We start from the raw sequence: 26,887 nt of genomic DNA on the forward strand, positions 1-26,887 counted from the left end.
AAGATTATAATGAAGACAAATATTAAGGAAAAAGCGCTAGCCACATTAGTTTGTATCGCGTTAGTTGGATGTGCGTCATCAGAGAATGAACCTAAAGAATTTGATGGTTCTTTATACTCAGGTAAACCGGTTGAGTCTCTGACTAACGAAGCACCACCAAAAACAGAAATAGAAGCCATTACTCGAGGTGATGCTGCATTAAGCACCAAAAACTACGATTTAGCCTTATATGAGTATCTACGTTCATTGTCATTTACAGACGCAACCCACCAGAATAAAACTTTATATACTGTAGGCCGAATTCATTCGGCAAAAGGCAACTATCCGTTAGCCGAAAAAGCTTATATACAGGCTCTTGATTACGATGAGTTCGACGTGAAATCATTAGAAGAATTAGGCTTGCTGTACACTAAACAAGGTTTAACGGAAGAGGGGCGCTCTTACTTCTTTAGAGCAGTTAATGCTGACCAAGTGAGGTTGAATAACCCTGATGTACTGACCAGTTATTCAGAGGTGACGGATGAAATTTTGCAGAGCTTACCTTACGATTCCAAGAGCCCATTTAGAAGCTATATGGGGTTAGGGATCTTGGCTGATGTGGATAGTAAGCATGATATCGCCAAAAGGTATTATGAACGCGCTTTAGAGATAAACCCAAGATCGACACAAGCTATGATTAACTTAGGTTATTCTCATTATATGAGTGGCAGCTATTATTTGGCACAGAGAATTACCAATAGAGCATTAAAGACCGAGCCTAATAATGAGAAAGCATTGAATAATCTGGCTTTAATTTATATTTCTTTAGGGGATAACCGCCAAGCATTAAACATCTTTAAGCGTCATATGAGCACCCCAGAAGCGTTAAATAATGTTGGATACTTTTTAATGCTAAAAGGGAAGCCTGATGAGGCGATCCCTTACTTACAGCAAGCGATAGATAAAAACCCTTCTTACTATAAGATTGCCAATGAAAACTTGGAAAGAGCCTTATCTGAGGTAAGACTCAATGAAGTTGAAGAGGTTGATAAAGAACAAACAGGCGCTTAACTAACCTTATCCATTATTTATTACAGCAGAAGGATATCTTTTCCTTCTGCTTATCTGACCCTATGCAAAAAATATGTCGTTATTTCTCACCTATACACTGAATTTTTATTCTCATTAATTGTTTAATAATTTAACGTGCAACTCTTCATGTGATCTCTGTCACGTTTTTGGGGCGGTTTTATCCTATATGATAAAGTCTACTAAAGACGATATTAGTGTGATGACGTTTGTCATGTATTAGTGAAGAGTGCTTTTTATAAAACGGTTATTGTCTAGACGTTAACCAGAATTTATAAGCCCTGCCTTTAGAAGTTGAGAGCTTCATGAGTGTGAGTTATCGCGTTGGTCAATATTGTTACTCAATTGCCTATCTACACTGACTTTCGGGATAACAGCAAAGACAAGTGTTATGCCGTTACTCATTTTACTGGGTAAACAAGCAACTCTAATATGTAGGTGCTTACCGTTTGATATGAAGGTTGAGAATACTTCATATGAATGTTAGTATGCAAGGATGCGCATAAAAACGTTTTATAACAATGCCTCTCTTTTCGGTTATTTGCTCGCTAAAAATACAAGATGACAGTTGATGATTTTCACAAGTTTTGCTGACAGTTTTTGATACTTTGTGGGTAATGTTAGCGATTAAAAATAAACCTGTTTATACGACGCATTACCTGTAACCATCATCTATTCTGTTTAATATGAATGAACGTCTAGGCGATTAATCATTAACTGTGGATTATTATTCATTACTAAGAGTGTTTAAGCTCTGAGCCGTAGATGAGTGATAAGATATCTATTGTATAGCCAGAGATAAGAGTGAGCGGTATATGATGGTTTTTCTATCAGGTATGTATTTATTTTGTGAACTTTAGGTATCTAGGATTCGATGGTAGAACCTCTTAGTGTGATCATGATCACATTTTCATTGTTTTCAATCTAGATGATAATAAATATCACCTATTCGCCTGCTAACCTGCTTCGCGACTTTGTAGCCGTTCAAAGCGAAAACTATAAGATTAATAGGAGTGTTCAAAGATGAATACTAATAAAAAGAAGAAGTCACTGACCACCCGAGTCCTGCTCGGTATGGGATTAGGTGTATTGACAGGCTTTATCATTCGATTAGCGTTTAGCGATAACCAATTTATTAACGAATACCTCGTCAATGGTTTTTTTGATGTAGGTGGTTCCATTTTCATCGCTAGTTTAAAAATGTTAGTTGTACCTTTGGTATTTGTGTCACTGGTATGTGGTACAAGTTCTTTAAAGGATATTGCAACTTTAGGTCGTTTAGGTGGTAAAACAATTGGTTTTTACCTAGTAACGACCATGATTGCCATCTCTATGGCGATCTTTATGGGGACAGTATTTCAACCTGGAGCAGGGGCCGATTTAGCAGCCGCTACGACCTTCTCTACCAGTGAAGCACCGTCACTTGGACAAGTTATTGTAGGCATGTTTCCTACTAACCCAATTAACTCTATGGCACAGGGTAATACGCTGCAAATCATTGTCTTTGCTGTATTATTTGGGATAGCAATCAGTGCATGTGGCGAAACAGGTGAGCGTGTTGCTGCTGCTTTCCAAGATCTAAACGAAGTAATCATGAAGCTAGTGGCTTTATTAATGAATGTTGCGCCTTATGGTGTTTTCTTCTTAATGGCGAAGCTATTTAGCACCATTGGTCTAAGTGCGATCATGAATTTAGGCGAGTACTTCTTGGTGCTCTCTGCCGCATTGTTGATTCAAGGCCTCATTGTTTACCCATTGATCTTGAAAGCTACTACAGGTCTAAATCCAATTCATTTCTTGAAGAAGATGGAAGATGCTGTGATGTTTGCTTTTTCTACGGCGTCTTCAAATGCCACTATTCCTGTAACAATGGAAACTGCAACGCATCGTTTAGGTGTTAAAAACCGTGTTGCGTCTTTCACTATTCCACTGGGTGCAACCATCAACATGGATGGTACTGCCATCATGCAGGGTGTCGCGACAGCGTTTATTGCGCAGGCGTTTAATATCCATCTAGGCATGGGTGATTACCTAACGGTTATCCTAACTGCAACACTCGCATCTATCGGTACAGCAGGTGTTCCAGGTGTTGGTCTTATCATGCTAGCAATGGTATTGAACCAAGTCGGCCTACCTTTAGAAGGTATTGCGCTTATCATGGGTGTGGATCGTCTATTAGATATGATTCGTACTGCGGTTAACATTACCGGTGATAGTGCGGTAACTGTGATTGTAGGTAAATCAGAAGGTGCTTTGGATATTGATACTTTCAATGATCCGGATGCAGGAAAGAAGGTCGAAGAGGTCAAACTGGCTAAATAATTGCTGACCTAACAGATTGTTATCCCCTAGCTAGCCCAGATTCAGTTTGGTTAGGGGAAATTAAACTTCGGTATCAATGCCGCTCATCTAAGGTGAGCGGCTTTTTTTTGAGCAGACTAAATGTCTAATTATCTAAATGTCTAATTATCTAAATGGATATGAGTCTGTTGTTTGTTTAGCTCGGTTGCGTTTTGAGTTTTATCCGTAAAGTAGTTCACTGCTATGGTGTTCGTGGCAGGGAAGTGCTGAAACCAAGAGGTGTTGATGTCATTTAGCTGCTGCGGATTTTGGCAGTTAAATTGGTATTTGATATCAAAGCTAGCATGTGCGCTATGCTCAACAAAAGGATTATGTATATCTTGCGCTGCGGGCTGTTCAAATGATGATTTAACTAGGCTTACTGCACTATCTGTTATTGAGCACTGCGCTTCTGCATTGATGTTTACTATCGAGTGAGAATCATTTAATAGTTGATTCGCTCTGCTCATTGCACTCTTTTCTTGCTCTGTATTGGCAGTATGCTCAAAACCCACCACATCCATTCCTGTCGCATAAATTTCAATTAATAGCCCTGCACCATCTTGAGCAATATCATAGGTGACAAAGCCATGTACATGAGCTCCATGCTGCCTAAAGGTAGAGGCAAGGCTTGGTACTGCGATAAAAGTACAAAGGAGCGCAGGGAGAATACGTATAGTATGAGGTTTTGTTTTCATGATAAGGGTTACAAATAATAAAGTGCCTAAAGCATACTCGCTAGGCGCAAGATAGTGACCTTGACAAAGTTATATTGAATGAATGGTTATTACCTAGTTTAGCCTAGTTTCGCCTTTGAAATATGCAGGCTCTTTTCTTTCAAATAGATATAAAAAGACCCGCACATTTAGGTGCAGGTCTATGCTGTTAGTCTTATTCTAATCGCAGTGATTAGTTATTGCTGTGCAATTCGCTGTTTAGCTCAACTGCAGATTTATTGGTAAGACACTCAATAATACCGGTTTGAGAATTACGGCGGAATAGTAGGTCAGATTTGCCTGCAAGATCACGCGCCTTAACAACTTCAACTTCTTTGCCGCTGTTGTCTAGCATGCGCACTTTAGTACCTGCTGTTACATACAAACCAGACTCAATTGTACAACGATCTCCTAGTGGGAAGCCAAGACCGGCATTAGCACCAAGTAGGCTATTTTCACCGATAGAGATAACAACTTTACCGCCACCAGATAGTGTACCCATGATAGAAGCGCCACCACCGATATCAGAACCGTTGCCAACCATAACGCCAGCAGAGATACGACCTTCAACCATGCTCACGCCTGTAGTACCAGCGTTGAAGTTAATGAAGCCTTCATGCATAACAGTTGTGCCGTTACCCACATGTGCGCCAAGGCGAACACGAGAAGTATCTGCAATGCGAACACCTGTTGGAACAATGTAGTCGACCATTTTAGGGAACTTATCCACGCAATCTACGCTCAGTGCGCGACCAGCAAGACGAGCTTCGATTTGACGATCAGCAAGTTCAGGAAGATCGATTGGGCCTTCGTTTGTCCATGCAATGTTGTGTAGCAGACCAAAAATACCGTCAAGTACAATACCGTGAGGCTGAGCCAGACGGTGAGAGATCAGTTGTAGCTTCAAGAAACCTTCAGCAACAGTTTGAGGTTTTTCATCACTGGCTAAGATAACAACAATAAGAGGTTGGCTAGATTGCGCCGCTTTTGCTGCAAAGTCAGCACTTGCTGCTTGGCCATTGCTTTCAAATACGCCAGCAAGCTCAGTGCATTGCTCTGGAGTAATCTCGATGCTTTGATTACCCTCGGTGTAACCCACCACTTGTTTAACTGCAGCAACAAGTTCAGTTGCTGGTGACAGTAGTGGGGTTGGGAAGAAAGCTTCAATAATTTTGTTATCTCGGTTTTTAGTTGCGCTACCGAGTGCCAGTGCGAAGAAAGACATCAATTAATCTCCATATATTGTGTTTTTAGCACGAACTACCACCTATTTTTATGCGTTAAGGTGAGTAGACGTACCTCTCAAGTTTTGTTGATAGCCTTACACTATAATAAGCACAAGCAGGCGTGAAAAGAGCTAAATGACGAAAACTGATAATAAAGCGCCCTGCCAACGCTCGGGTATTGAGCAAGCAAGGCGATATTGGGTCAAGTAAGCAGTGTAATTAGACAAACAACGCAATGTAAGCTTGATGGATACCTTCAATCAACATCTGCATGCCAATAACCGCCAGTATTAAACCCATCATACGAGTAATTACGTTTAGCGCGCTCGGTCCAATAGCTCGAACAAACTGCTCTCCAGAGACAAACAGTGCGTAGGTCAGTCCACAAAGCAGTCCAAAGGAGATAATGGTAATAATAACTTCAAAGTTGCCACCAACCGCTGCAAAGTTCATTGCGGTTGCAATGGTTCCGGGGCCTGCAAGGATAGGCATAGCAAGAGGGGATACGCCAATACTCAGCGCCGCTTCTTTTTGCGCTATGGTGTGACTGGCCGATTTTTCTGGCTTATGGTGTTCGTTATTACCGCGCAACATGTTCAGACCAATCATAAATACCAAAATACCGCCGGTAATTCTGAGGGCGTATAAAGTGATACCAAACAGGTCAAAGATTAGCTTTCCTGAAATAGCGAATATGGTGACGATAATAAAAGCAATAATGCAAGAGCGCAGTGCTATAGACTTTACTGTTTGATGATCGTTGCCACGAGTCAAACCGATGAAGATAGGTGTATTAGCGATTGGGTTCATGATAGCAAAAAAGCCCATGAACACAGCTAGGGCATGTACGATAAGGTCTTTCATATAGTCCTTTGTAAGGTAATTAGCAATCTATCTTGCAGTTTGGAAGTAGAGATACCCTATATGATAAAGGACTATATTAGTTACGGCTACTTATGCAGCGTCAGAAGTTGCTGAGTTGACATCATCCTGACTCACAACCTTTGGTTTTTTCGGTGTTGGCTTACGTTTTGCGCCCAAAGCGTACAAAACTTCTTCTTTGTGCTTAGCTAAGTACATAGAAAGCTCTTCTTGTTGGCCTTCATCGGTGATGATTTCGCTATTTCCTAATAGAGTAAATAGTTCATCAGCCATATCCAGCATTTTGTCATATGCGTCCGCTTCGGCTTTTGAGGTAAAAGTCATCTTTTCTTCTCCGTTGCGTTCTACCACGTACTTGACGATAACAGCCATGGTCCATCCTCATAAATTGATTGTTAATAATTGAATACTGGTTATTTATACATTAAATCACGCGCTACAGTCTAGCTGAGTTGTTTATTTTGTGCAGTGATCGCTCAATCGCCACTCAAGACTGTATTGTAAAAATGCCGCCAGCAGTGGATTTAAATACTTATCTTTGTGTAGCACAATTTGCATGGTTCTATCTAAGGGTAAATCAATATCGAGCTTGCTGATTTTTCCAGCTTTTAGTGCGCTATCAATTGAAAGCTCAGATAAACAGGCTAACCCTAACCCTGCCGCAACACCATTGATGATCGCTTCGCTGTTGCTTAGTTCAAACTCCCCCTGCCAAAGGGTTAAATGTTGCGCGATGTGCTGAATAAAATAATCTCTAGAGCCAGAGCCTTGTTCTCTTAACAGCCAATTATTGGCTTCCAGTTCATGAATGGATAGCTTGCTCTTTTTCGCTAAAGGGTTGTCTGGCTTACAAATAATGCACATTCGGTCAAAACCAAATGGATGATGGGTCAGCTTATCTGAGTCTTCATTGCTTTCGATGAGGGCAATATCAATACGGTAATCAATGATTTTTTGACTAAGCAGGGATGAATTTTCTAGTAAGGTGGTAAAACGTACTGCCGGATGTTGCTGCCTAAAATCTCGAATTAGGTAGGGAAGTAGCTGGTTACCTATTGTATTACTGGCCCCTACATTCAGTTCACCACTTAATGTATTTGAATCATTAAACAAAGAGGGAATAGCGCGAGCTCGATCCAGTAGCTCATCCGCAACGGGCAGTAGAGTAGAGCCTTCATTGTTCAGGACAAGGCGATTATTCACCCTATCAAATAATGTATGTCCAAGTTGGTTTTCTAGCTCATTAAGAGATAGACTCACCGCCGCTTTCGATAGACATAGCGTTTGTGCGGCGCTGGACATAGAGCTTGCTTTGGCAATAGAGGTAAATACTTCGAGTTGTCTTAGGGTAAAAGAAATCATAAGTGTTTATTTTTACTTAACGCTAGTTTTGAATCTTTAAATTTTAATAAACATAACTTAAGAATACACTCTTTGCATCAACTTAATGAACAGCGGTTAATAATCCGTGGAGTAATCTCATGCAAACACAATCTCGTTTAGCCAATGCACCAACGCCAATGGCGGGTTTGGCCTTAGGTATTGCCAGTTTAGGCTGGAGCCTAGAAAACTTAGGTGTGTTTGGCGGATATGCACAAACGATAGGCGCGGTAATTGCGGCAACATTATTGCTGATTTTGACCGGTAAATTCTTACTTCATTCGCATCTATTAAAGCAAGATTTATCCCATCCAGTGGTTGGGAGTGTTGTGCCCACTTTTGCTATGGCGAGCATGGTGGTGTCGTATGCTATTGGTCAGCATTGGGCGCTATTCGGCAACTTGTTATGGCTCATATCGGTAATTTTGCACATTATCTTTTTAACGAGCTTTACCTTTCATCGCAGTCAGAATTTTGAGCTTAGCCATATGCTGCCGAGTTGGTTTGTACCACCGGTAGGAATTATTGTGGCCGCTTTAACTTACTCAGGTAGTGCCTCTTTACACTGGATTGGCGCGGCGACCTTATATTTTGGCATGATTGCCTACGCTATCATGTTGCCGATAATGATTTATCGTTTGATGTTTTCAGAACTCGTGCAAGATGCCGCTAAGCCTACATTGGCAATTTTAGCAGCGCCAGCCAGTTTATCATTAGCCGGTTACTTATCATTTGTGGCGTCGCCATCACCACTGATTGTTGCGCTACTGTTTGGTATCGCAATCCTTATGACAGCCATTATCTACATGGCGTTTTACCGCCTGTTAAAACTGCCGTTTAGCCCAGGTTATGCTGCTTTTACTTTCCCACTGGTGATCAGTGCAACCGCTATGTTTAAGGTGGCGGCATGGATGACAAATATGAATATCGCCACAGAGTATGTTCAGCAGGTTCACACTCTAGCGGTACTAGAGTTAGGCGTTGCATTTATCATTGTGAGTTACGTGGCAATACAATATTTCAATAATTTATTGATTCAACCAAGGTTGGCAATTAGCAGTAAATAACCTCACATAGCGACATCAATTGCACTAGTGTGTGGTAACATTATTGCAATTGATTCAATGGATTGTGAGCCTGCCTTGTTTACTGTTTATCATTCAAACCAAATCGATCTTCTTAAGTCTTTATTGATTGCGCTAATTCACCAGCAACCTCTTGCTTCCCCTTTTGAGCAAGAGCAAATCTTGGTGCAAAGTCCGGGTATGTCACAATGGCTAAAAATGGAATTAGCCAAAGAGATGGGGATTGCTGCCAACCTTAATTTCCCGTTACCTGCGACGTTCATTTGGCAGATGTTCATTGAAGTGTTGCCGGACGTTCCTCAGCGTAGCGCATTTAACAAAGAAGCGATGACTTGGAAGTTAATGCAAGTCTTACCTAACAAGCTTGCTGAACCTGAATTCTCCCCATTAGCTTCTTATCTAGAGCAAGATGATGACGACTCTAAGTTATTCCAATTAGCGGGAAAAATTGCCGATATCTTCGATGGTTACTTAGTGTATCGCCCCGATTACATTAACGCTTGGGAGCAAAATGAGCATCCTGATGAGTTACAAGGGCAAGGTCTTTGGCAGGGAATACTGTGGCGAGAGTTGTATCAATTTACTCTAGATTTAGAGCAATCTGAGTACCATCGTGCCAATCTCTATCAAAAATTTATTGATGTTTTAGCAAGCACTTCCGAGATCAGCAGTAATAATGTGCCTAAACGATTATTTGTGTTTGGCATTAGCTCATTACCACCTAAATACCTAGAAGCGCTCAAAGCACTGGGTGAGCATATCGATGTGCACCTTATGTTTCACAATCCATGTCGTTACTATTGGGGTGACATTAAAGATCCGCGCACATTGTCGAAGATGGCTAACCTAGTCAGACCGAGAATTCGCTGGAATGAACAAGGGATGGAAACCGAGCAAGGCGTTGCGGTACTTAAAGGTGATATCGAACATAACGCATTACCTGAGTTTCATCATGATGCAATCAGCAACAACTTGTTAGCCTCAATGGGTAAGCAGGGGCGCGATAATCTGTATTTGTTATCCGATCTTGGCAGTAATGAAGTCGAAGCTTTTGTTGATATTGAATCAACGTCATTGCTGCATAAAATACAGCAAAACATTTTGCAATTAGAGCAGCATCAAGACGATTCACAATTGGATCAAAGCACACACAAAGGTTGTGTTTCTGCGCAAGATACTTCGCTCTCTATTCATAGTTGTCATAGCGCCACTCGAGAAGTAGAAGTGCTGCATGACCAACTTCTGGCGATGTTTAATCAAGATCCCACGCTCAAGCCGCGCGATATCATAGTGATGGTGGCGGATATCAATGCCTATTCCCCAGCCATCAAAGCTATCTTTGGCAATGCAACCGCAGACAGGCGCATACCTTACTCTATCTCTGATAGAAGTGTTGCTGAAGAAACCCCAATCTTAAATGCGTTTTTGCAGCTACTGGCACTTCCGAATAGTCGCTGTGGTCGTAGTGAAATGATGGAGATCCTTGAGACGCCTGCTATTTTGCAACGATTTGGCATGTCAGAAACTGACTTTGATTTGATTAATCTATGGACGCAAGAAGCAGGAATCCGCTGGGGGCTCGATGACTCCACCGCAACTGAATTTGAACTGCCAACCTTAAATCAAAATACGTGGCTGTTTGGCTTACAACGTATTTTGCTTGGCTACAGCATGTCTTCTACCAACCAAGCTTTTGAGTTGAGCGAGGGTATTTTAGCCCCGTATGAACAAATAGAAGGTATGCAAGGAGAGCTTGCTGGAAAACTGGCCGCATTTATCGATAAAGTCTTACACTATCGTAACGCGCTGCAAACCCCTTTGCATAGCGCAGATTGGCAAGCGCAATTAAACCAACTAGCCAATGATTTCTTTGAGTTAGACATCGAAAACGAAATCGCCTTAACCAGTATTCGTGATGCATTATCTTCACTGACTCAACAAACCTCTGAAGCGGCGTTAACCTCCGAGCTAAGCCATCAAATTATCAGTGAGTATCTACAAGATAAATTAGATAATTCGCGCATTAGTCAGCGCTTTTTAGCAGGACAAGTGAATTTTTGTACCTTAATGCCAATGCGCTCTATTCCTTTTAAAGTGGTGTGTTTATTGGGCATGAATGATGGCGTATATCCACGCTCAGTTCCCCTTGAAGGTTTTGACTTAATGTCAGTGAAAACGCGTATTGGGGATAGAAGTCGTCGAGATGACGATCGTTACCTGTTTTTAGAAGCGCTACTTTCCGCTCAACAAACCCTATACATTAGCTATATTGGGCAATCAATTTTAGATAATAGTGAGTGCTTACCTTCGGTGTTATTAACCGAATTACAAGAGTATTGCGCGCAAAACTATTGTCTGGTCGGTGACCAAGATTTGTCGGTTGATGACTCAGGTGATCAACTGGTGAGTCATCTAACCTCATCCCATGCCATGACGCCGTTTAGTAAAGACGCGTTTTTGAATAACGCCAGTTTTGCCTCTGAATGGCTACCTATTGCCAATGGCATTTCTTCCATTGAACAAACTGCGCCCACGCCACTGACCGATTATTTCTTAGAAAGAGGTAGCGTTACCGAGATTGAATTAGATCAGCTACTCGCTTTTTGGTCACTGCCGATAAAATATTTCTTCAATCATCGTCTGCAAGTTTGGTTTAACCGCGATAGCGAAATAGTGGAAGATGATGAGCCTTTTGCTTTCGGTGGCTTGGAGCGTTATTTATTACGCGATGAAATCGTCGCCGCTATGCTTGATGGCGGAGAGGCGCAAGTAGAACAAGTGTCTCAATATTATCGCAGCTCTGGGCAACTGCCGATTGGCGAATTTGGCGATTTGGAAGTGGCAGAAAATAAAGCAGCAATGATGGGCTTGGTCTCTGAAATTGAGTTTTATACCAATAGTAAGCAGCCTTCAATTCCGTTGTCTGTCAGTGTTCCTTATGGCAAACATAATCTTACTATCACAGGGTGGCTAGACAATCACTACGCTTCTGGTTTGGTGAACTATCGAGTCGGTCGCATTCGCTCAAAAGATATTTTACAGGCGTGGATCAAGCACTTGTGTGCTTGTGCATCCAACCAATCGCTAACCAGTCACCTTATTGGTATCACCAATAGCAAAGAGGTGGAGTATTTTTCTATTGCCGCGATATCTGCGCAAGATGCGTTGGATTTTCTGCAAGATCTGCTGGCACTGTTCTTTGAAGGTATGACTCAGCCTCTTGCTTATTTCCCTTATTCAGCGCAAAGCGCGATGCAAGAAATGAGTAAGAAATTACAAAAAAATGATAGTGATGTGGCTCGCGAAGCGGCTCAAGCTAAGTTCAACTCAAGCTTTTTAGGCGATGACTATAACGCGGGAGAGTCGCAAGACATTTACATACAAAGAGCTTGGCCACAATGGGATGACGCATTGGCAGAGTCTGGGTATCGTTTAGCCCAAAGAGTCTTCTTGCCGGTACAAGAAAGGTTAACGACTAAGTAAAGGCGATTAGCTGCAGATAAGAGAGAGGGGGGGGCCGTCAGGAATATTATATGTAGGGGTTTTTATACTGACGGCCCAAGGGTCACAGAGACCTCTTATTTCTTATATTTATCGATGGCAAATCCCTCACTATTCGAGCGCAAGCCTACTTGGAACGAAACACGATAACAGTGAGTGGGATCGCAAACTTTGAGCGCAAGTATTCAGCCCTTTCAAGGCGATAGCTCATTTCATAACATTGGTCACATATTTAGATAGGGTTCACCATGACAGAGGTCACGAACATAATTCCTGCACCACTTGAGACAATGACATTCCCTTTGCATGGGGCACGTCTTATTGAAGCTTCGGCTGGTACAGGCAAAACATTTACGATTGCAGGGCTTTATCTGCGACTGTTGTTAGGTCATGGCGATAATGGTCAGGCCCATAACAAGCCACTGAATGTTGAACAAATTCTGGTTGTGACCTTTACCGAAGCGGCGACCGCCGAATTAAAAGATCGTATTCGCGCACGTATACACCAAGCAAGAGTCGCGTTTAGCCGAGGGGTGAGCGATGATCCAGTGATCAAGCCGCTACTTGAACAAACCCAAGATAGAGACAGAGCTTGTGAGTTATTGCTGGCCGCAGAAAGACAAATGGATGAAGCGGCCGTATTTACCATTCATGGCTTTTGTCAGCGCATGCTTACACAAAATGCCTTTGAATCGGGCAGCCGATTTAAAAACCAATTTATCCAAGATGAAAGTCAGCTGAAAGCGCAAGTAGTATCAGACTACTGGCGACGCCATTTTTATCAAATGAATGAAGCTATGGTAGCGGAAATTCGCAGTCACTGGCGTCACCCCCACGACCTACTTGCCGAGCTGGATCGCTTTATTAGTGGTAATGAAGTGTATATTCACTCTCAAGCCCAAAGCGGTGATTTAGAAGCCTTGTATGCACAAAGAGTCGCACTGATTGATGAGTTAAAGCGCGATTGGCTTGCGGTAAGCTCAGAGCTAGAAAAATTAATTGCAGATTCTGGAATTACCAAAAATCCTTATAACAAAAGAAACGTACCAAATTGGATCTCACAAGGGGACAGTTGGGCAGAGGTTACGCCTAGCACTCTTGGTATGCCAGATTGTTTAGAGCGCTTTTGTAGCAGTGTTTTGCAAGCCAAAACCAAAGAAGGCAAACAAGCGCCAGAACATGCGATATTTGATCAGCTAGAGGCATTTTATCAACTGCCTAAATTAGAGGTTAAACTGGCTATTCTCGGCAACGCGATCCCTGAATGCCGAGCGGAGTTACAAAAAGCCAAACGCCAGCAACAAAAACTCTCTTTTGATGATCTTCTCAGTCAGTTAGATCATGCTTTGCAAGCCGACGAAGAAGATTTGTTATCCGAGCGAATTCGCCAGCTTTATCCAATTGCTATGATTGATGAATTTCAAGATACCGATCCTCAGCAATACAACATATTTAGTCATTTGTACTTAGATCATCCTGAGTGCGGGTTATTTATGATTGGCGATCCTAAACAGGCGATTTACGCCTTTCGCGGCGCAGATATCTTCACCTATATTCGCGCTCGCAATGAAGTGACTTCGCACTTTAATCTTACGACAAACTGGCGCTCAAGTGAGCAGATGGTTGAAGCCAGTAATGCACTGTTTGTCGAGTCAGAAGCGCCATTTATCTACAACGATGATATTCCGTTTACCTCTGTGCTACCTAGCCCAGGTGCGGACAAAAAATCGTGGTCTTTGCATGGTGAAACTCAGCCGGCGATGACGGTTTGGCATCAACAGCAAGAAGAGGGTGGCGTAGCTAAAGGCAGTTATAATCACACTATGGCGCAGTCGACCGCGACTCAAATACAGCGACTATTAAGCGCTTCAGATCAAGGCAATGCACTGCTACACAGCGCAAAAGATAAGGCGATTCAAGCTGGAAATATCGCGGTATTGGTGCGCACAGGTAGAGAGGCAAGCCTAGTACGACAAGCGTTGTCGGAAAAAGGCGTAGCCAGCGTTTATCTGTCTAACCGAGAAAGCGTTTTTGCCAGTCCTGTGGCCTGCGATGTGATGCTATTTTTGCAAGGCGCTTTAAATTACGAAAATGACCGAGCATTGCGCACCGCGGCGGCCAGTTCTTTGTTTGATCTTTCCTTATTTGATTTAGAACGATTAAACCAAGATGAGCAATATTGGGAACTGCTTAGCCAAGAGTTCAGTGACTATCGTCAGCTATGGTTAAAGTCTGGGATCATGCCAATGATCCGCAAGCTTATTCAACACCGAGAATTAGCCCAGCGATTGCAAAAACAGCCACACGGTGAGCGAGTGCTGACGGATTTAATGCACCTTGCCGAGTTATTGCAACAAGCCTCTGCAGAGCTAGAAAGTGATCATGCATTGCTACGTTGGTTTTCTGAATCCATTGATGAGGCATACGATGGTGAGTCAGGAGATGAGCAGAAACAGCGCTTAGAGTCCGAGCGCAACTTAGTGCAAGTGGTCACTATCCATAAATCGAAAGGACTAGAATACGATATTATTTTTGTGCCCTTTGTCAGTGCCTGTCGCAAGAGCGATAAAGCCTTGTATTACGACGCCGAGCAACAATGCACCCGCTTTGATCTCGACAATAATGACGAAGGAATTGCGTTATCGGATAGAGAGCGTTTAGCGGAAGATCTGCGCCTTATTTATGTAGCGGTGACTCGCGCTGTGTACTCTTGTTATCTTGGCGTGGCGGCGCTCAAAGACGGTCGCAGTAAAAAGGTGATGACCCATTTGAGCTCCATTGGCTATTTGCTACAAGGAGGCGAAGAGCAAGATGCCTCGGCGCTGAGCGTTGCGTTAAGTCAGCTGGAAGAGAAATACCCATCCATTACCGTATGCGACCCCATTGCTCCTGATGACGCTTGTTACATTCCAATTGAACAAGATGCGCCTTTGCTTGAAGCCAATAAAATGCAGCAACAAATTGATTGGCGCTGGCGGATGACCAGTTATTCAGGTTTGGTTAAGCAAGGGCATGGTCATGCGCATAAAGACGACAGTATCTGGCTGGATACGACCTTAGATGTGGACGCTTCGCAAGATCAAGCCCCAATGCTCGACCTTATGCAAAAGAGCATGTTTAACTTTCCGCGTGGCGCACGTCCGGGTACGTTTTTACACACCTTGTTTGAAGAGGTGGAATATACCGAGTCGGCATTTAGCGACAAAAACAGTGAAGTGATCCGTCAGCTTATAATTAAAGAGCAGTTAGAAGAAGAGTGGCTACCCGTATTGCAAGATATGGTCGATAAAGTGCTCTCGACCGACCTAGATGGTCAGGGCATGAGGTTGTGCGATAAAAACCCTCAGCAAAGGCTGGTAGAAATGGAGTTTTTATTGCCGATAGAGCTTCTCTCTGCGCCGCGATTTAATGCCATTACCCATCAGCATGATCCGTTAACGGCTCAAGCAGGCGATCTTGGTTTTGCTCCAGTGGAAGGGATGCTAAAAGGCTTTATTGATTTGGTGTTTGAACATCAAGGTAAATATTACGTCCTCGATTGGAAGTCCAACCATTTAGGCGATTCTGCTCAAGATTACCACCAAAGCAATTTGCACAAAGCGATGTTGGATCATCGCTATGATGCGCAGTATCAAATCTATGCATTGGCACTGCATCGCTTTTTAAGCAGTCGTATTGCAGACTACGACTATGAAACGCATTTTGGTGGTGTGTTCTATTTATTTTTACGTGGCATGGATGGCAGTGGTGAATACGGGGTATTTTCCGCGAAACCATCGTTACCTATGCTCAATGAATTAGATGCTCATATTCGTGGTGAGGAGGCAATAAAATGATAGCGTCGAATGAAAGCCTTCCAGAAGTGCTCAATGTGGCCGAAATTGCGCCTGAGCAATTGAGTAAATACCGCCAGAAAAGTTGGTTAGAATGGTTACACGTCATGGCTAGTGTGGGCATGGTGCGCGACATTGATTTTCAGTTGGCTAAGTTTTTTGCCGAGCAAGAAAAAACCGCATCAGCGGCGCATGTTGCGGTGATGGTATGCGCGGTGAGCTATGAACTCAGCAAAGGCAATTCATGCTTACCGATTAGCAATGCTTGGAATCCATTAAAATCCTTTGGCGCAACACAACTTGAGCCACTTTTTGACCCGCAATTGCTTACCTGTGATTGGGCGGATGAACTCACTAAATCGAGCTTAGTCGCGCAAGATTTTCAACAAGCTATGCGCTTACCGTTAGTGTTTGAATTTGGCAGTTTGTATTTGCAGAAATATTGGCATTTTGAAGGGGCTCTGGCACAAAAGCTATTGGAATATGCTGAGCCTATCGCGATGGATGCGCAGCAATTATCTGTGCTGAGATTGCAGTTAGATCAATTGTTCGCATGGCAGTTAAGTTATCTGTTTAAAGATATTCAATCGCTTAAAAAAGCCCATGCCAGTGATGCGCAAATTCATCGAGCCATTTGTGAGTCTTTAGATGTGGTGGACACCGCTGACATTGCATTGGACAAACTGGTGGCGATTGCCAGCAATGCTAAGTCTGCCAGCGACCTTGAAGTATTAAGTGAATACATACCGTTAAGTGCGTGTTTAAACCATCAGAAAGTAGCGGCTGCTACTGCGCTTACGCGCCGCTTTTGTGTGATTTCAGGGGGGCCGGGTACGGGCAAAACCACCACTGTCTCTAAATTGTTAGCCGCGCTGGTGGCCTCCAGTGAAGTGGAACTTGATATCAAGCTTGCTGCGCCAACGGGGAAAGCGGCGGCGCGTCTGACCGAATCTATCGGACAAGCGATTGATTCTTTGCCGGTGTCACCGGAGATAAAAGAAAAAATCCCCACCTCTGCCAGCACATTACACCGCTTGCTTGGCGCTATTCCGAATCGCACAGAGTTTAAACACAATGCCAAGAATCCGTTGCATTTAGATTTGTTGATTCTCGATGAAGCTTCCATGGTCGATTTGCCTATGATGTTCAAATTACTCAACGCACTGCCAGCGAACGCGCGTTTAATATTGCTGGGTGATAGAGATCAGCTTTCATCTGTGGAAGCAGGGGCTGTATTGGGTGATATTTGCCAACTTGGCGGACAAGGTTACAGCGCGGCGCATAGCGAGCTTCTAAATAAGTTAACCGGCTACCAATTGCCTGCATCACCTTATGTGGGTACGGCGATTAGTGATAGCTTGTGTGTATTGCAAAAGAGCTTTCGTTTTCACAGTCGCTCCGGCGTAGGTCAGTTAGCGCGAGCAATCAACTCAGGCAGCAGCAATAAAGCGACAGAGGTGTTTGCCAGTCAATATCAAGATATCGAGCACTTTGAGGTCAACAGCGAGCGTTACGCGCAATTGATTGATACTTTAGCGACTCGTTATGAAGAGTACTTAAACCTTAGATTTGAGAAAAATGGCACGCTAAGCATGTCTGCATTTGCGCGCACTGTGTTGCAAAGTTTTGCTCAAACTCGCTTGCTGTGTGCGGTCAGAGAAGGCGAGTTTGGAGTAGAAGGCACCAATGCCAATATTGAAAAAGTATTGGCACGGAAAGCCTTAATTGCTGCGGATAGAGATACTTGGTACATAGGAAGACCTGTGATGGTCAATAGTAACGATCACAGTCAGCATTTGTATAATGGTGATATTGGCATTTGTTTGTTGGATGAAAGCTTACAAGAGCCAAGATTGAAAGTGTATTTTGAACTGCCTGATGGCAGTGTAAAAGGGGTGCTTCCAAGTCGCGTACCGCCTCATGAAACTGCATACTCAATGACTATTCATAAATCGCAAGGCAGTGAGTTTGACTATACGTTATTGCTACTGCCGAAAACGATGACACCGATACTGACCAGAGAGTTATTTTATACCGGAGTGACGCGCGCCAAGAATCGCCTGAGTGTGTATGCCGATGTGGGTATTATGCAGCGTGCTATCAAGCAAAAAACCGCAAGAAGTAGCCATCTGTCGCAACGTTTGCAAACAGATAGCTAGTGGGTGCGAAATGTCTTAGTTGATATCCAGCGCTAAGATTTTTGATTTTCGTTGGAAGTTATAGAGGTCCTGCTTTTTAATCGGCAGTGCCTCTAGATCGATTTCAGCAAAACCTTGCTCTCTAAACCAATGCAAACTGCGGGTGGTCAAAATAAACAGCTGTTTGATTCCGAGCGTATAGGCTTGATGCTTCATGTGCTCCAATAAATGCACGCCGCGGTTGCCATCTCTATAGTCAGAGTGAATAGCTACGCAGGCCATTTCGGCCATTTGATCTTCAACATAAGGATAGAGCGCGGCGCAACCAATGATGAGCTGATCTTTGACTATGATAGTAAATCGCTCTATTTCTCGCTCCAACTGTTCGCGAGAGCGTCTCACTAAAATGCCTTCACTTTCTAGCGGTTCAATTAAGTCTAAAATACCGCCAATGTCATCAATGGTGGCAATGCGCACTTGCTCGGCACTGTCCATCACCACTTGCGTACCGATACCATCACGAGAGAACAGCTCTTGTATTAAAGCGCCATCATCAAGGTAGCTCACAAGGTGACTGCGCTGCACGCCTTTTTCACAGGCTTTTACCGCCGCTTGTAAGAAGCGTTCAGTGATCGGGGCATTACCTGGCATGCCTTGCTGTAGGATGCTTTCTAGCTCGTGTGGGAACAGCTCTGCAGCCACTTCACCGTTAGGTTTGATGTAACCTTGATCTGAGCTAAAGCCAATCAGTTTGTCCGCTTTTAGTTTTATCGCCACTTGAGTGGCAATTTGTTCTGATACTAAGTTAAAACATTCGCCTGTAACGGAGCCTGCCACTGGGCCAATCAATACTATCGACTCTTGCTCAAGCGCGCGGTTGATGCCTTCAACATCAATGCGGCGTACTCGCCCACTGTGTTGATAATCCACTCCGTTATCCACTCCTAATGGCTGCGCAATCACAAAGTTACCGCTGACCACATTGAGTTGGTTTCCCGCCATAGGCGTGTTGTTGAGACTCATAGATAGGTGAGCGGTAATGGCGAGCTGCAATTGCCCTGATGCCTGCATGACATGTGGTAAGGTCGTTGACTCAGTGATCCTAATCCCTTTGTGATAAGGGGAAGATAAGGACTGTAAGCTGAGGCGTTGATCTATTTGCGGGCGAGCGCCATGCACCAATACCAGTTTCACGCCAAGGCTATGTAGTAGCGCAATATCGCTGACGATATTAGGAAAATTATCATGGCTTAACGCATCACCACAGAGATAGATAACCATAGTGCTATCACGGTGAGCATTTACATATGGGGTGGATTGCCGAAATCCTTTGACCAGTTCAGTACTACGAGACATAACCAACTCTGATATGAATTTTTATACAATAATAATGCGTATTTATATGATTGCAACTGTTTAAATGACTCTATATTAAAAGAATGCGATAACAGTTCTAGATTTAATGTGTGTGTTTTCTTTAACAAGCATTGCGTAAAGCATGTGAGTTTGTCATTCTGACTTTCTAAGGTTTATTTAAGGATATAAAACCCATCCTATGCACAAATTTATTCCATTCTTTGCTGTTGCGATCCTATTAACGGGCTGTGCCCAGAACACCGATAATGGTCAGCAATATTTTGACCAAGAATTTACTCAGCCTCTTACACAAACTAAAACTATAAATAGTAATGCATTTCGAGATTTAAACTCGTTTGATGCGCAGGCTAAGCAGGTGCTAGATAATTCACCTTCCATGGCAGCTAAGTATCAAGAGTTGTACCAACACCTTTCTGAGTGGGCATTGCAAAGTGGAGATCCTGCTGACCTAGAACGTTTTGGCGTACAAAGTGCGCAGATGCGTGGCGGAGACAATAAAGGGAATGTGCTATTTACCGGATATTTTTCTCCGGTCATCGAATTGCGTCATGTTCCTGATCAAACCTATAAATACCCTGTTTACGGTAAGCCAAGTTGCAGCAGTCAATGTCCTACGCGTGCTCAAATCTATGATGGGGCATTAACGGGCAAAGGGTTAGAACTTGGCTATGCGGCCAACATGATTGACCCATTTTTAATGGAAGTGCAGGGCAGTGGCTTTGTTCATTTTGGCGATGACAACAGCATGCAGTATTTCGCTTATGCGGGGAAAAACAATCGCTCTTACGTCAGTATCGGACGCATCTTAATTGAACGCGGTTTAGTCGAGCGTAAAGACATGTCTTTGAAAGCGATTAAACAATGGGTGTCTGAAAACGATGAAGAGACAGTAAAAGAGCTATTAGAGCAAAACCCTTCTTATGTGTTCTTCGCCCCGAAAGATGATTTAGCGGTACGCGGTTCGGCAGGGATTCCTTTATTGCCAATGGCTGCAGTGGCAGGAGACAGATCTTGGCTGCCTATGGGCACGCCAATTTTAGCTGAAGTGCCTTTGCTCAATGCCGATGGCACATGGTCTGGTACGCACGCTTTGCGCTTATTATTGGTATTAGATACCGGTGGCGCAGTGAAACAAAATCACCTCGATCTTTATCACGGTATGGGTGAGCGAGCAGGCGTACAGTCTGGGCACTACAAGCACTTTGGTCGCGTCTGGAAATTAGGCTTAGAAAACTCAGTCACCGCTAACCCTTGGCAATTGCCAAAAGGGAAACAGTGATTCGATTTTACAAGCTAGCCTAAACACGGCAAAGACTAGACATTAAACACAAGAGTGCGTATAAAACGCACTCTTGTTGTTTACAGTTCAGAGATAAAGCTCATGCGAGAATTAACCACCCCAGCATCCGAATCCTATGACCAACGTTTTGGCGGTACGCGTCGCCTGTATGGAAATAGCGAAGTGGAAATCTTACGTGCCGCACACGTTTGTGTGATTGGTATTGGTGGTGTGGGCTCTTGGGCAGTAGAAGCGCTGGCGCGCAGTGGCGTGGGTGAGTTAACTCTAATTGATATGGATGATGTGTGCGTGACTAACATCAACCGTCAAATACACGCTATGAGTGGCACTGTGGGCAAGAGCAAGATTGAAGTAATGGCAGAGCGTGTCGCGCTGATTAACCCTGAGTGTAAAGTGAATCTGATTGATGACTTTATTGGCCCAGAAAATCAAGCGGAATATCTAAGTAAAGAATACGACTACGTATTAGATGCCATTGATAGCGTTAAAGCCAAGACTTCATTGTTGGCCTATTGTCGTAGCAACAAAATTAAAGTGATCACTATCGGTGGCGCGGGTGGTCAGGTCGACCCAACGCAAATCAGTGTGGCGGATCTGAGCAAGACAGTGCAAGACCCGCTTGCGAAGAAAATCAAAGATCAACTGCGCCGTTTCCATAACTTTAGCAAGAATCCAAAACGTAAATTTGGCATCGATTGCGTCTTTTCTACAGAGCACCTTAAATACCCGCAAGCCGATGGCAGTGTCTGCGCGGTGAAAGCCACAGCCGAAGGCCCTAAGCGAATGGATTGTGCGACTGGCTTTGGCGCGGCCACAGTAGTGACGGCCACCTTTGGTTTTGTCGCAGTGTCGCGTATCATTGCCAAATTGATTGAAAAACACAGCGCGTAATTAAGGTCTACTTATCATGACATACCCAGAAAACCCGTTTGGCAGCACCATTCTTGAACAGGATATCCTTGCGCAGATGCAACAATGCCAAGGTTGGGAGCAGCGTTATCGACAGGTGATCTTGTGGGGTAAGCAATTACCAGCAATGCCCGATGAGCTAAAAGCTGAGCAGGTGTTAGTGGCGGGTTGTGAAAGCCAAGTATGGTTGGTGGGCAAGCAAGTTGACGGAATTTGGCAGTTTTGTGCTGACTCTGACGCGCGAATTGTGCGCGGCTTGATTGCATTGGTACTGACGGTATGTAATGGAAAAAATAGTCAACAAATTCAGCAATTTGATATCGATGACTATTTTGAAAAACTGGGTTTGATCCAACATTTAAGCCCATCGCGAGGCAATGGGCTTAAAGCAGTTGTTGAGCAAATTAAAACACTCAGCGCATAGGTTTATAGGTTTAGCGATTGTTGACAAGCCGTTACAGCATATCAACGGCCTTAGTTAGAGCCGCAATGAGCGCATCCACTTCTTGCTCATTGTTATACACAGCAAAAGAGATGCGCACCGTTCCCTTTATACCTAAGCTATCCATCAGTGGATGAGCGCAGTGGTGTCCAGCGCGTAGCGCAATCCCTTGCTGATCGAGCAAGGTCGCAATATCTTCATGATGCACTCCCGGCATAATAAAGCTTAAAATACTGGCTCCTGCTTGATAACCGACAATCTCTATATCTTCAATTTTTGAAATGGCTAGGTAGGCTTTGTGTTGCAAGGCCTGCACATGTTGCTCAGCCTCGGCATGATTGATGCTGGTTAACCAATCAATCGCGCTAGAGAGGGCTAAAGCGCCGGCTACATTAGGCGTACCCGCCTCAAACTTTCCGGGAAGCTCACTAAATGAAGTGCCAGAGAAGCTAACCTTTTGCACCATTTTGCCGCCGCCGTGCCAAGGTGGCATCGCCTCCAGTAAAGCCAGTTTGCCGTATAACACACCAATGCCCGTTGGCGCATACAGTTTGTGACCAGAAAAGACATAAAAATCACAATCTAGCGCCTGCACATCAACCGCCTCGTGAACAATACCTTGCGCGCCATCAAGTACGACAACCGTATTAAATTGGCGAGCCAGTTTGATCATCTGTTTTACAGGGTGATGAGTGCCCGTGACATTAGAAACTTGGCCAATGGCTAAGATCTTGGTGTTGTGATTAAGGCGTGCTTGAAAAGCTTCAAGATCTAAAGTGCAATCGTCCAACATAGGGATCTTTACGACTTTCGCGCCAGTTTGCTCCGCCACAATTTGCCAAGGAACAATATTGGCGTGGTGCTCCATTTCACTGACCAGTATTTCATCACCCGCTTGCAGAGTATTTCTGGCATACGTTTGCGCAATCAAATTGATGGCTTCGGTGGCGCCGCGCGTCCATACAATCTCTTTGTGAGAGCTTGCGTTAATAAAAGCGCGCACATTTTCACGAGCTTGTTCAAAGGCGCTGGTGGCACTGGCTGTTAAGCTGTGCGTACCTCTGTGTACATTGGCATTGTGCTGCGAATAGTAGTGGCTAATCGTATCGATAACCTGCAACGGTTTTTGTGTGGTGGCAGCGCTATCAAGGTACACCAAAGGTTGCTGGTTTACTTGTTGTTGCAATGCAGGAAACTGGGCTCGAATGGCTTGAATATCAAACACCTTTAGCTCCTAATTCGTGATAATGAAGGTTAGGTAGTGGCACCATAGGCTCAGCTACGCTCCAAGCAAAGGCTTTACCTGAAAGCAAAATGATGATTTCGATGGCAAACTCAAAAGCGCTGCCTGGGCCTTGGCTAGTCAGCAGTTTATTGAGTTGATCGTAGGTGACGCGTTTATCTCGCCAATTGTTTTCAGGAATGTGCGCTTTAAAGTGTGGATGGCAAGTCATCAATGCTTTTGGGTACAACTGATGGTGTTGCAGTACCAATGCAGGAGTTGCGCAAATCGCGGCGTTTAATCGGCCATCGTATTGTTGCTGTTTGATCATTTCGACTAACAGTATGCTTTGTTGGAAAACCTCAGCGCCGCCAACGCCGCCGGGCATCGCAATAACATCAAATTCTTCATCGGCTACATCCACAAGTTTTACCTCAGCGGTAAGTGGAATACCACGGGAACCTTTAAAGGTCAGTGCACCTTCAGGATCAACACTGGCTACCGTTACTTGGTAGTTAGCACGAAGTAAAACATCAATGATGGTAATGGCTTCCATCTCTTCAGTGCCCGGGGCTATGGGTACTAAGGCCTTAATGGTCATTGCTGAGCCTCTTTTTGTTTAATCTGTTGATAAAGCGTTTGATTGTACGGCGTTAAAATCTGCTGTGCCTTGGCACGCTGGAGTAAGTACCCCGTAATATAGTCGATCTCGGTACGACGCTGATGTTGAATGTCTTGATGCATTGACGAGAAATTGGCGCTGGTGGCTTGGATTACCTGCTGACTTTTGGCAAACAGTGCGTCGCTATCGCAAGTCAGTCCTTCAGCGGTCATGACTTTACTAATTTCCACACAAAGTGCTTGTATGAGAGCCAAAGTCTCACTTTGTGCAAGCTCGCCGTTACGGCAATTATGGATAGCGGTTAATGGGTTGATACAGCAATTAATCGCCAGTTTATTCCACAGAGCTTGTTGAATATTATCGTCCCAAGATACAGGTGCAAGGGCATGATCTAACATAGGGACTATTTGTGCTGATAGCAATGCACCACTCTCGTTGAGAGCGCCGACGATTGTTTGTCCCTGTCCTGTATGTTGAATTTTAGACTGATTATCTATGAGTGCGCCGTGAGTGGTGGTAGCAAATAACACGGGATGTTCAGACAGTTGCGCTAACAGTGGATCGACAGCGCCCATACCATTATGGGTAAAAAGCACGCAACAGCCTTTTTTGAGATGCGGAATAATGGGCGATAGAGCTTGCTCTACCTGCCATGCTTTGACTGCCACAATCACTAAATCGGCATTATTCATATCCGAGATTTGGTTGGCGCGAAATTGAATAGGGGCTTGCTGCGCAAATGACAGCGATATGCTAGGCGCTGTGTCTCTGCTCCACAAAGAGATATTGTGACCCGCATTGTGTAGATAACACGCCCACAGCGAACCAATGGCACCCACGCCAAGGATACTAATATTCAAACCATTCTCCAGTCTAAATGCCCATTGTTATGTGTATTTTAAGGAGTAAATACACAGATAAGAACCAAGGACACAAATTCATGGCTAGGATACTCGGAAATGCATTTATTGGCGAATTCACGGCATTAAAAAAGGCGCTAAAAGCGCCTTTATTACCACTTTAAGTTCTATTAGAACTTGTAAGTGACGGATACATAATGCCCAACACCTGAAGATTGCGATACTGCACCCCATGATGTAGTTTCACCATCTTCGAAACCATATACGTTATGGTATAGTTTTAGGCCGTAACCTACAGCATAACGATCTGAGTGCCAGTAAATACCGTTAAACATGGCGCCACCATTGCTTGCTGAAGAGTACTTCTCTTTCATACCAAATTGGTAATCAATGTAACCTTGGTATGAAATGAATGTACCATTATCAAAGAAGAAGAAAGGTTTAAACCAGTTGGTTGAAACTTGATAACCGTTCCAGTCTTTTAGGTTTGAATCGTAAGTGCCGTAGAAGTTTAGTCCGATTTTGCCAAGCCATGGGACCATCACATCAGAGCCTAAACCGATTTTTTGGTTATTTACACCAGAGTTCCCACCCCATTCAATTAATGAAGCAACGTATAGTTCTTGTACTGGGCCGAATGAAAGATCTGTATGTGTCAGTGCGTCTAGAGACATGCGCGGAGCAAATTTCATGTACATTTTTTCTTGGCCAGCTTTATCTGAACTTGGATTACTCAGTAAGTTGAAAACATCAACATAGCCGTAAAGGTCGAAGATTCCTGAACGACCACCAAACTCCATCTCTAGGTAATCATGAGATGATTCAGTACCAGCCCCTTTCTCATTGAAGGCGCCCATTAAGTTAAATTGCATCCACTTATAGTCGTTCTTGTGGATGTCACCGTCTGTGTAATCAGCTGCAAGAACTGGAGCTGAGGTAGCCGCTAGTAGGCCAAGAGTTAAAAGTGATTTACGCATAATAATGGGTACTCTAAAAAGTGTGCGGTAAATGGATTTTGCTATTCCATAGCGTGGGTTTCCTTCGACAGAATAATAGAGATCTTACGCACAAATAAAAGTGCAATACGGCAAAAAAACGACATAAGTCAGTGATCAAGATCACATAAATGCAATTTTAACGATCGTTTCTTATTCATATGGCATTTTTAAGGGAACTTTTTCAAGTTACTTGTTTTTACGGTTTTTGATCTAATTAGTCTCTCTTACGTATTAGTTTAGGATATAAAACCAGAGAGTAAACTATGCCCTGTATAAAGTTATTTCCTTTAAGTTCTATGGTGTTACCTGAGGGAAAAATGAATTTAAGAATCTTTGAGCCTCGCTATAAACGTATGATCAGTGATTGCTGTCGCGCAGGTGAGGGGTTTGGTGTTTGCGTGATTAACGAGAGTAGCGCCTCATCGCCGAAAAATATCTCACAAGTCGGTACATTGGCTCAAATTGTCGATTTTGAACAATTAGCGGATGGTTTTCTTGGGATCACTATCGTTGGGACTCGCCGTTTTAGAGTGAAGAGGGTTTGGAGTGAGTTTGATGGTTTGCGTTGTGGCGAGGTTGAATACCTTGAAAACTGGCAAAGCCAGCAACTTTCACAAGATAACACTTATATTAGTGAACAATTGCAAAGAGTCTATCAACGCTTTCCTGAAATAAAAAACCTCTACTCACACTGCCTTTTTGATGATGCGACATGGGTCAGTCAACGCTGGTTAGAGCTGTTACCTATGGAGCAAGATCAGTTTGAGCACCTGATCTCTCAAACCGATTGTGAGGAAGCAGTAAAGTTTCTTTGCCAAGCCATTGAGGCTCAGTAAGCCAAAAGCTCAATAACCCAAAAGATCAATAACTAAAGAAACTCACGAGGATATGCTCTTTCACCTACCTTTATTGGTTGGTGGCATATACTTATACCTATCTAACTCATTAATAGAGCAGTTGTTGTCAATTATTGTTGGGTACTAAGTTG

The 26,887-nt window shown here is 43.6% G+C and carries 20 protein-coding genes; 10 read left to right on the forward strand and 10 right to left on the reverse strand.

The genetic code is table 11. From position 1 onward, the window contains the following. Positions 1-9 precede the first annotated feature (9 nt). Complete coding sequence (locus tag OCU38_RS02785; protein ID WP_021714707.1) at positions 10-1,050, forward strand: tetratricopeptide repeat protein; 1,041 nt, start codon at positions 10-12, stop codon at positions 1,048-1,050. A 1,041-nt stretch (positions 1,051-2,091) separates the two neighbouring features. Beyond that, complete coding sequence (locus OCU38_RS02790) at positions 2,092-3,390, forward strand: dicarboxylate/amino acid:cation symporter (RefSeq protein WP_021714708.1); 1,299 nt, start codon at positions 2,092-2,094, stop codon at positions 3,388-3,390. A 140-nt stretch (positions 3,391-3,530) separates the two neighbouring features. Here the strand turns inward: OCU38_RS02790 and OCU38_RS02795 are convergent, their stop codons facing one another. The 5 genes from OCU38_RS02795 to OCU38_RS02815 all read right to left on the reverse strand — a co-directional run bounded on the left by OCU38_RS02795 (position 3,531) and on the right by OCU38_RS02815 (position 7,594). Further along, positions 3,531-4,106, reverse strand: a complete 576-nt coding sequence (locus OCU38_RS02795; protein WP_261823669.1) for a DUF2796 domain-containing protein — start codon at positions 4,104-4,106, stop codon at positions 3,531-3,533. A gap of 211 nt (positions 4,107-4,317) precedes the next feature. Continuing rightward, positions 4,318-5,349: a 2,3,4,5-tetrahydropyridine-2,6-dicarboxylate N-succinyltransferase gene (gene dapD, locus OCU38_RS02800; protein WP_261824224.1), complete on the reverse strand. Its 1,032-nt coding sequence runs from the start codon at positions 5,347-5,349 to the stop codon at positions 4,318-4,320. A 220-nt stretch (positions 5,350-5,569) separates the two neighbouring features. Next, on the reverse strand, positions 5,570-6,214 hold the full coding sequence (locus tag OCU38_RS02805) for a MarC family protein (protein WP_021714711.1): 645 nt from the start codon (positions 6,212-6,214) through the stop codon (positions 5,570-5,572). A gap of 90 nt (positions 6,215-6,304) precedes the next feature. Next, complete coding sequence (locus OCU38_RS02810; protein WP_023405130.1) at positions 6,305-6,604, reverse strand: YebG family protein; 300 nt, start codon at positions 6,602-6,604, stop codon at positions 6,305-6,307. A gap of 84 nt (positions 6,605-6,688) precedes the next feature. Beyond that, entirely contained in the window at positions 6,689-7,594 is a 906-nt protein-coding gene (locus OCU38_RS02815) for a LysR substrate-binding domain-containing protein (RefSeq protein ID WP_261823670.1), read from the reverse strand. Between the two features lie 119 nt (positions 7,595-7,713). Between OCU38_RS02815 and OCU38_RS02820 the strand changes: the two genes are divergently transcribed. From OCU38_RS02820 to recD, 4 genes are all read left to right on the forward strand, one after another. After that, positions 7,714-8,679, forward strand: coding sequence for a TDT family transporter (locus OCU38_RS02820; protein WP_261823671.1), 966 nt, complete (start codon positions 7,714-7,716; stop codon positions 8,677-8,679). Positions 8,680-8,754: 75 nt separating this feature from the next. Continuing rightward, complete coding sequence (gene recC, locus OCU38_RS02825) at positions 8,755-12,180, forward strand: exodeoxyribonuclease V subunit gamma (protein WP_390625251.1); 3,426 nt, start codon at positions 8,755-8,757, stop codon at positions 12,178-12,180. 266 nt (positions 12,181-12,446) lie between these two features. Next, positions 12,447-16,034 carry an exodeoxyribonuclease V subunit beta gene (gene recB, locus OCU38_RS02830; protein WP_261823673.1) on the forward strand — a complete coding sequence of 1,196 codons (3,588 nt, stop codon included), beginning with the start codon at positions 12,447-12,449 and terminating at the stop codon, positions 16,032-16,034. Beyond that, the gene (gene recD / locus OCU38_RS02835; RefSeq protein WP_261823674.1) at positions 16,031-18,190 is read left to right on the forward strand and encodes an exodeoxyribonuclease V subunit alpha; all 2,160 of its coding nucleotides are present in this window, start codon (positions 16,031-16,033) and stop codon (positions 18,188-18,190) included. Before recB ends, recD begins: the two co-directional genes overlap by 4 nt. Before the next feature lie 15 nt (positions 18,191-18,205). Here recD and argA read toward each other — a convergent pair whose 3' ends face one another. Continuing rightward, entirely contained in the window at positions 18,206-19,525 is a 1,320-nt protein-coding gene (gene argA, locus OCU38_RS02840) for an amino-acid N-acetyltransferase (protein WP_261823675.1), read from the reverse strand. A 199-nt stretch (positions 19,526-19,724) separates the two neighbouring features. Between argA and mltA the strand changes: the two genes are divergently transcribed. The 3 genes from mltA to csdE all read left to right on the forward strand — a co-directional run bounded on the left by mltA (position 19,725) and on the right by csdE (position 22,179). Then, a complete protein-coding gene (gene mltA / locus OCU38_RS02845; protein WP_023405137.1) occupies positions 19,725-20,825 on the forward strand; it encodes a murein transglycosylase A in 1,101 nt (366 codons plus the stop codon). A 102-nt stretch (positions 20,826-20,927) separates the two neighbouring features. Beyond that, positions 20,928-21,737: a tRNA cyclic N6-threonylcarbamoyladenosine(37) synthase TcdA gene (gene tcdA, locus OCU38_RS02850; protein WP_261823676.1), complete on the forward strand. Its 810-nt coding sequence runs from the start codon at positions 20,928-20,930 to the stop codon at positions 21,735-21,737. A 16-nt stretch (positions 21,738-21,753) separates the two neighbouring features. Further along, positions 21,754-22,179, forward strand: a complete 426-nt coding sequence (gene csdE, locus OCU38_RS02855) for a cysteine desulfurase sulfur acceptor subunit CsdE (RefSeq protein ID WP_261823677.1) — start codon at positions 21,754-21,756, stop codon at positions 22,177-22,179. Positions 22,180-22,210: 31 nt separating this feature from the next. Here the strand turns inward: csdE and csdA are convergent, their stop codons facing one another. The 4 genes from csdA to OCU38_RS02875 form a co-directional block, all read right to left on the reverse strand. Beyond that, positions 22,211-23,422 (reverse strand): cysteine desulfurase CsdA, encoded by a 1,212-nt coding sequence (csdA, locus tag OCU38_RS02860; protein ID WP_261823678.1) that lies wholly within the window; start codon positions 23,420-23,422, stop codon positions 22,211-22,213. Beyond that, entirely contained in the window at positions 23,415-24,020 is a 606-nt protein-coding gene (locus tag OCU38_RS02865) for a DJ-1 family glyoxalase III (protein ID WP_261823679.1), read from the reverse strand. Before OCU38_RS02865 ends, csdA begins: the two co-directional genes overlap by 8 nt. Continuing rightward, positions 24,017-24,901, reverse strand: coding sequence for a 2-dehydropantoate 2-reductase (gene panE / locus OCU38_RS02870; RefSeq protein WP_261823680.1), 885 nt, complete (start codon positions 24,899-24,901; stop codon positions 24,017-24,019). Before panE ends, OCU38_RS02865 begins: the two co-directional genes overlap by 4 nt. A gap of 170 nt (positions 24,902-25,071) precedes the next feature. Continuing rightward, positions 25,072-25,878, reverse strand: coding sequence for a nucleoside-specific channel-forming Tsx family protein (locus tag OCU38_RS02875; protein ID WP_261823681.1), 807 nt, complete (start codon positions 25,876-25,878; stop codon positions 25,072-25,074). A 284-nt stretch (positions 25,879-26,162) separates the two neighbouring features. Between OCU38_RS02875 and OCU38_RS02880 the strand changes: the two genes are divergently transcribed. Continuing rightward, positions 26,163-26,735: an LON peptidase substrate-binding domain-containing protein gene (locus OCU38_RS02880; RefSeq protein WP_261823682.1), complete on the forward strand. Its 573-nt coding sequence runs from the start codon at positions 26,163-26,165 to the stop codon at positions 26,733-26,735. Positions 26,736-26,887: the final 152 nt, after the last annotated feature.

The sequence above is a fragment of the Vibrio neonatus genome (genome assembly GCF_024346975.1).
Taxonomy (GTDB): domain Bacteria; phylum Pseudomonadota; class Gammaproteobacteria; order Enterobacterales; family Vibrionaceae; genus Vibrio; species Vibrio neonatus.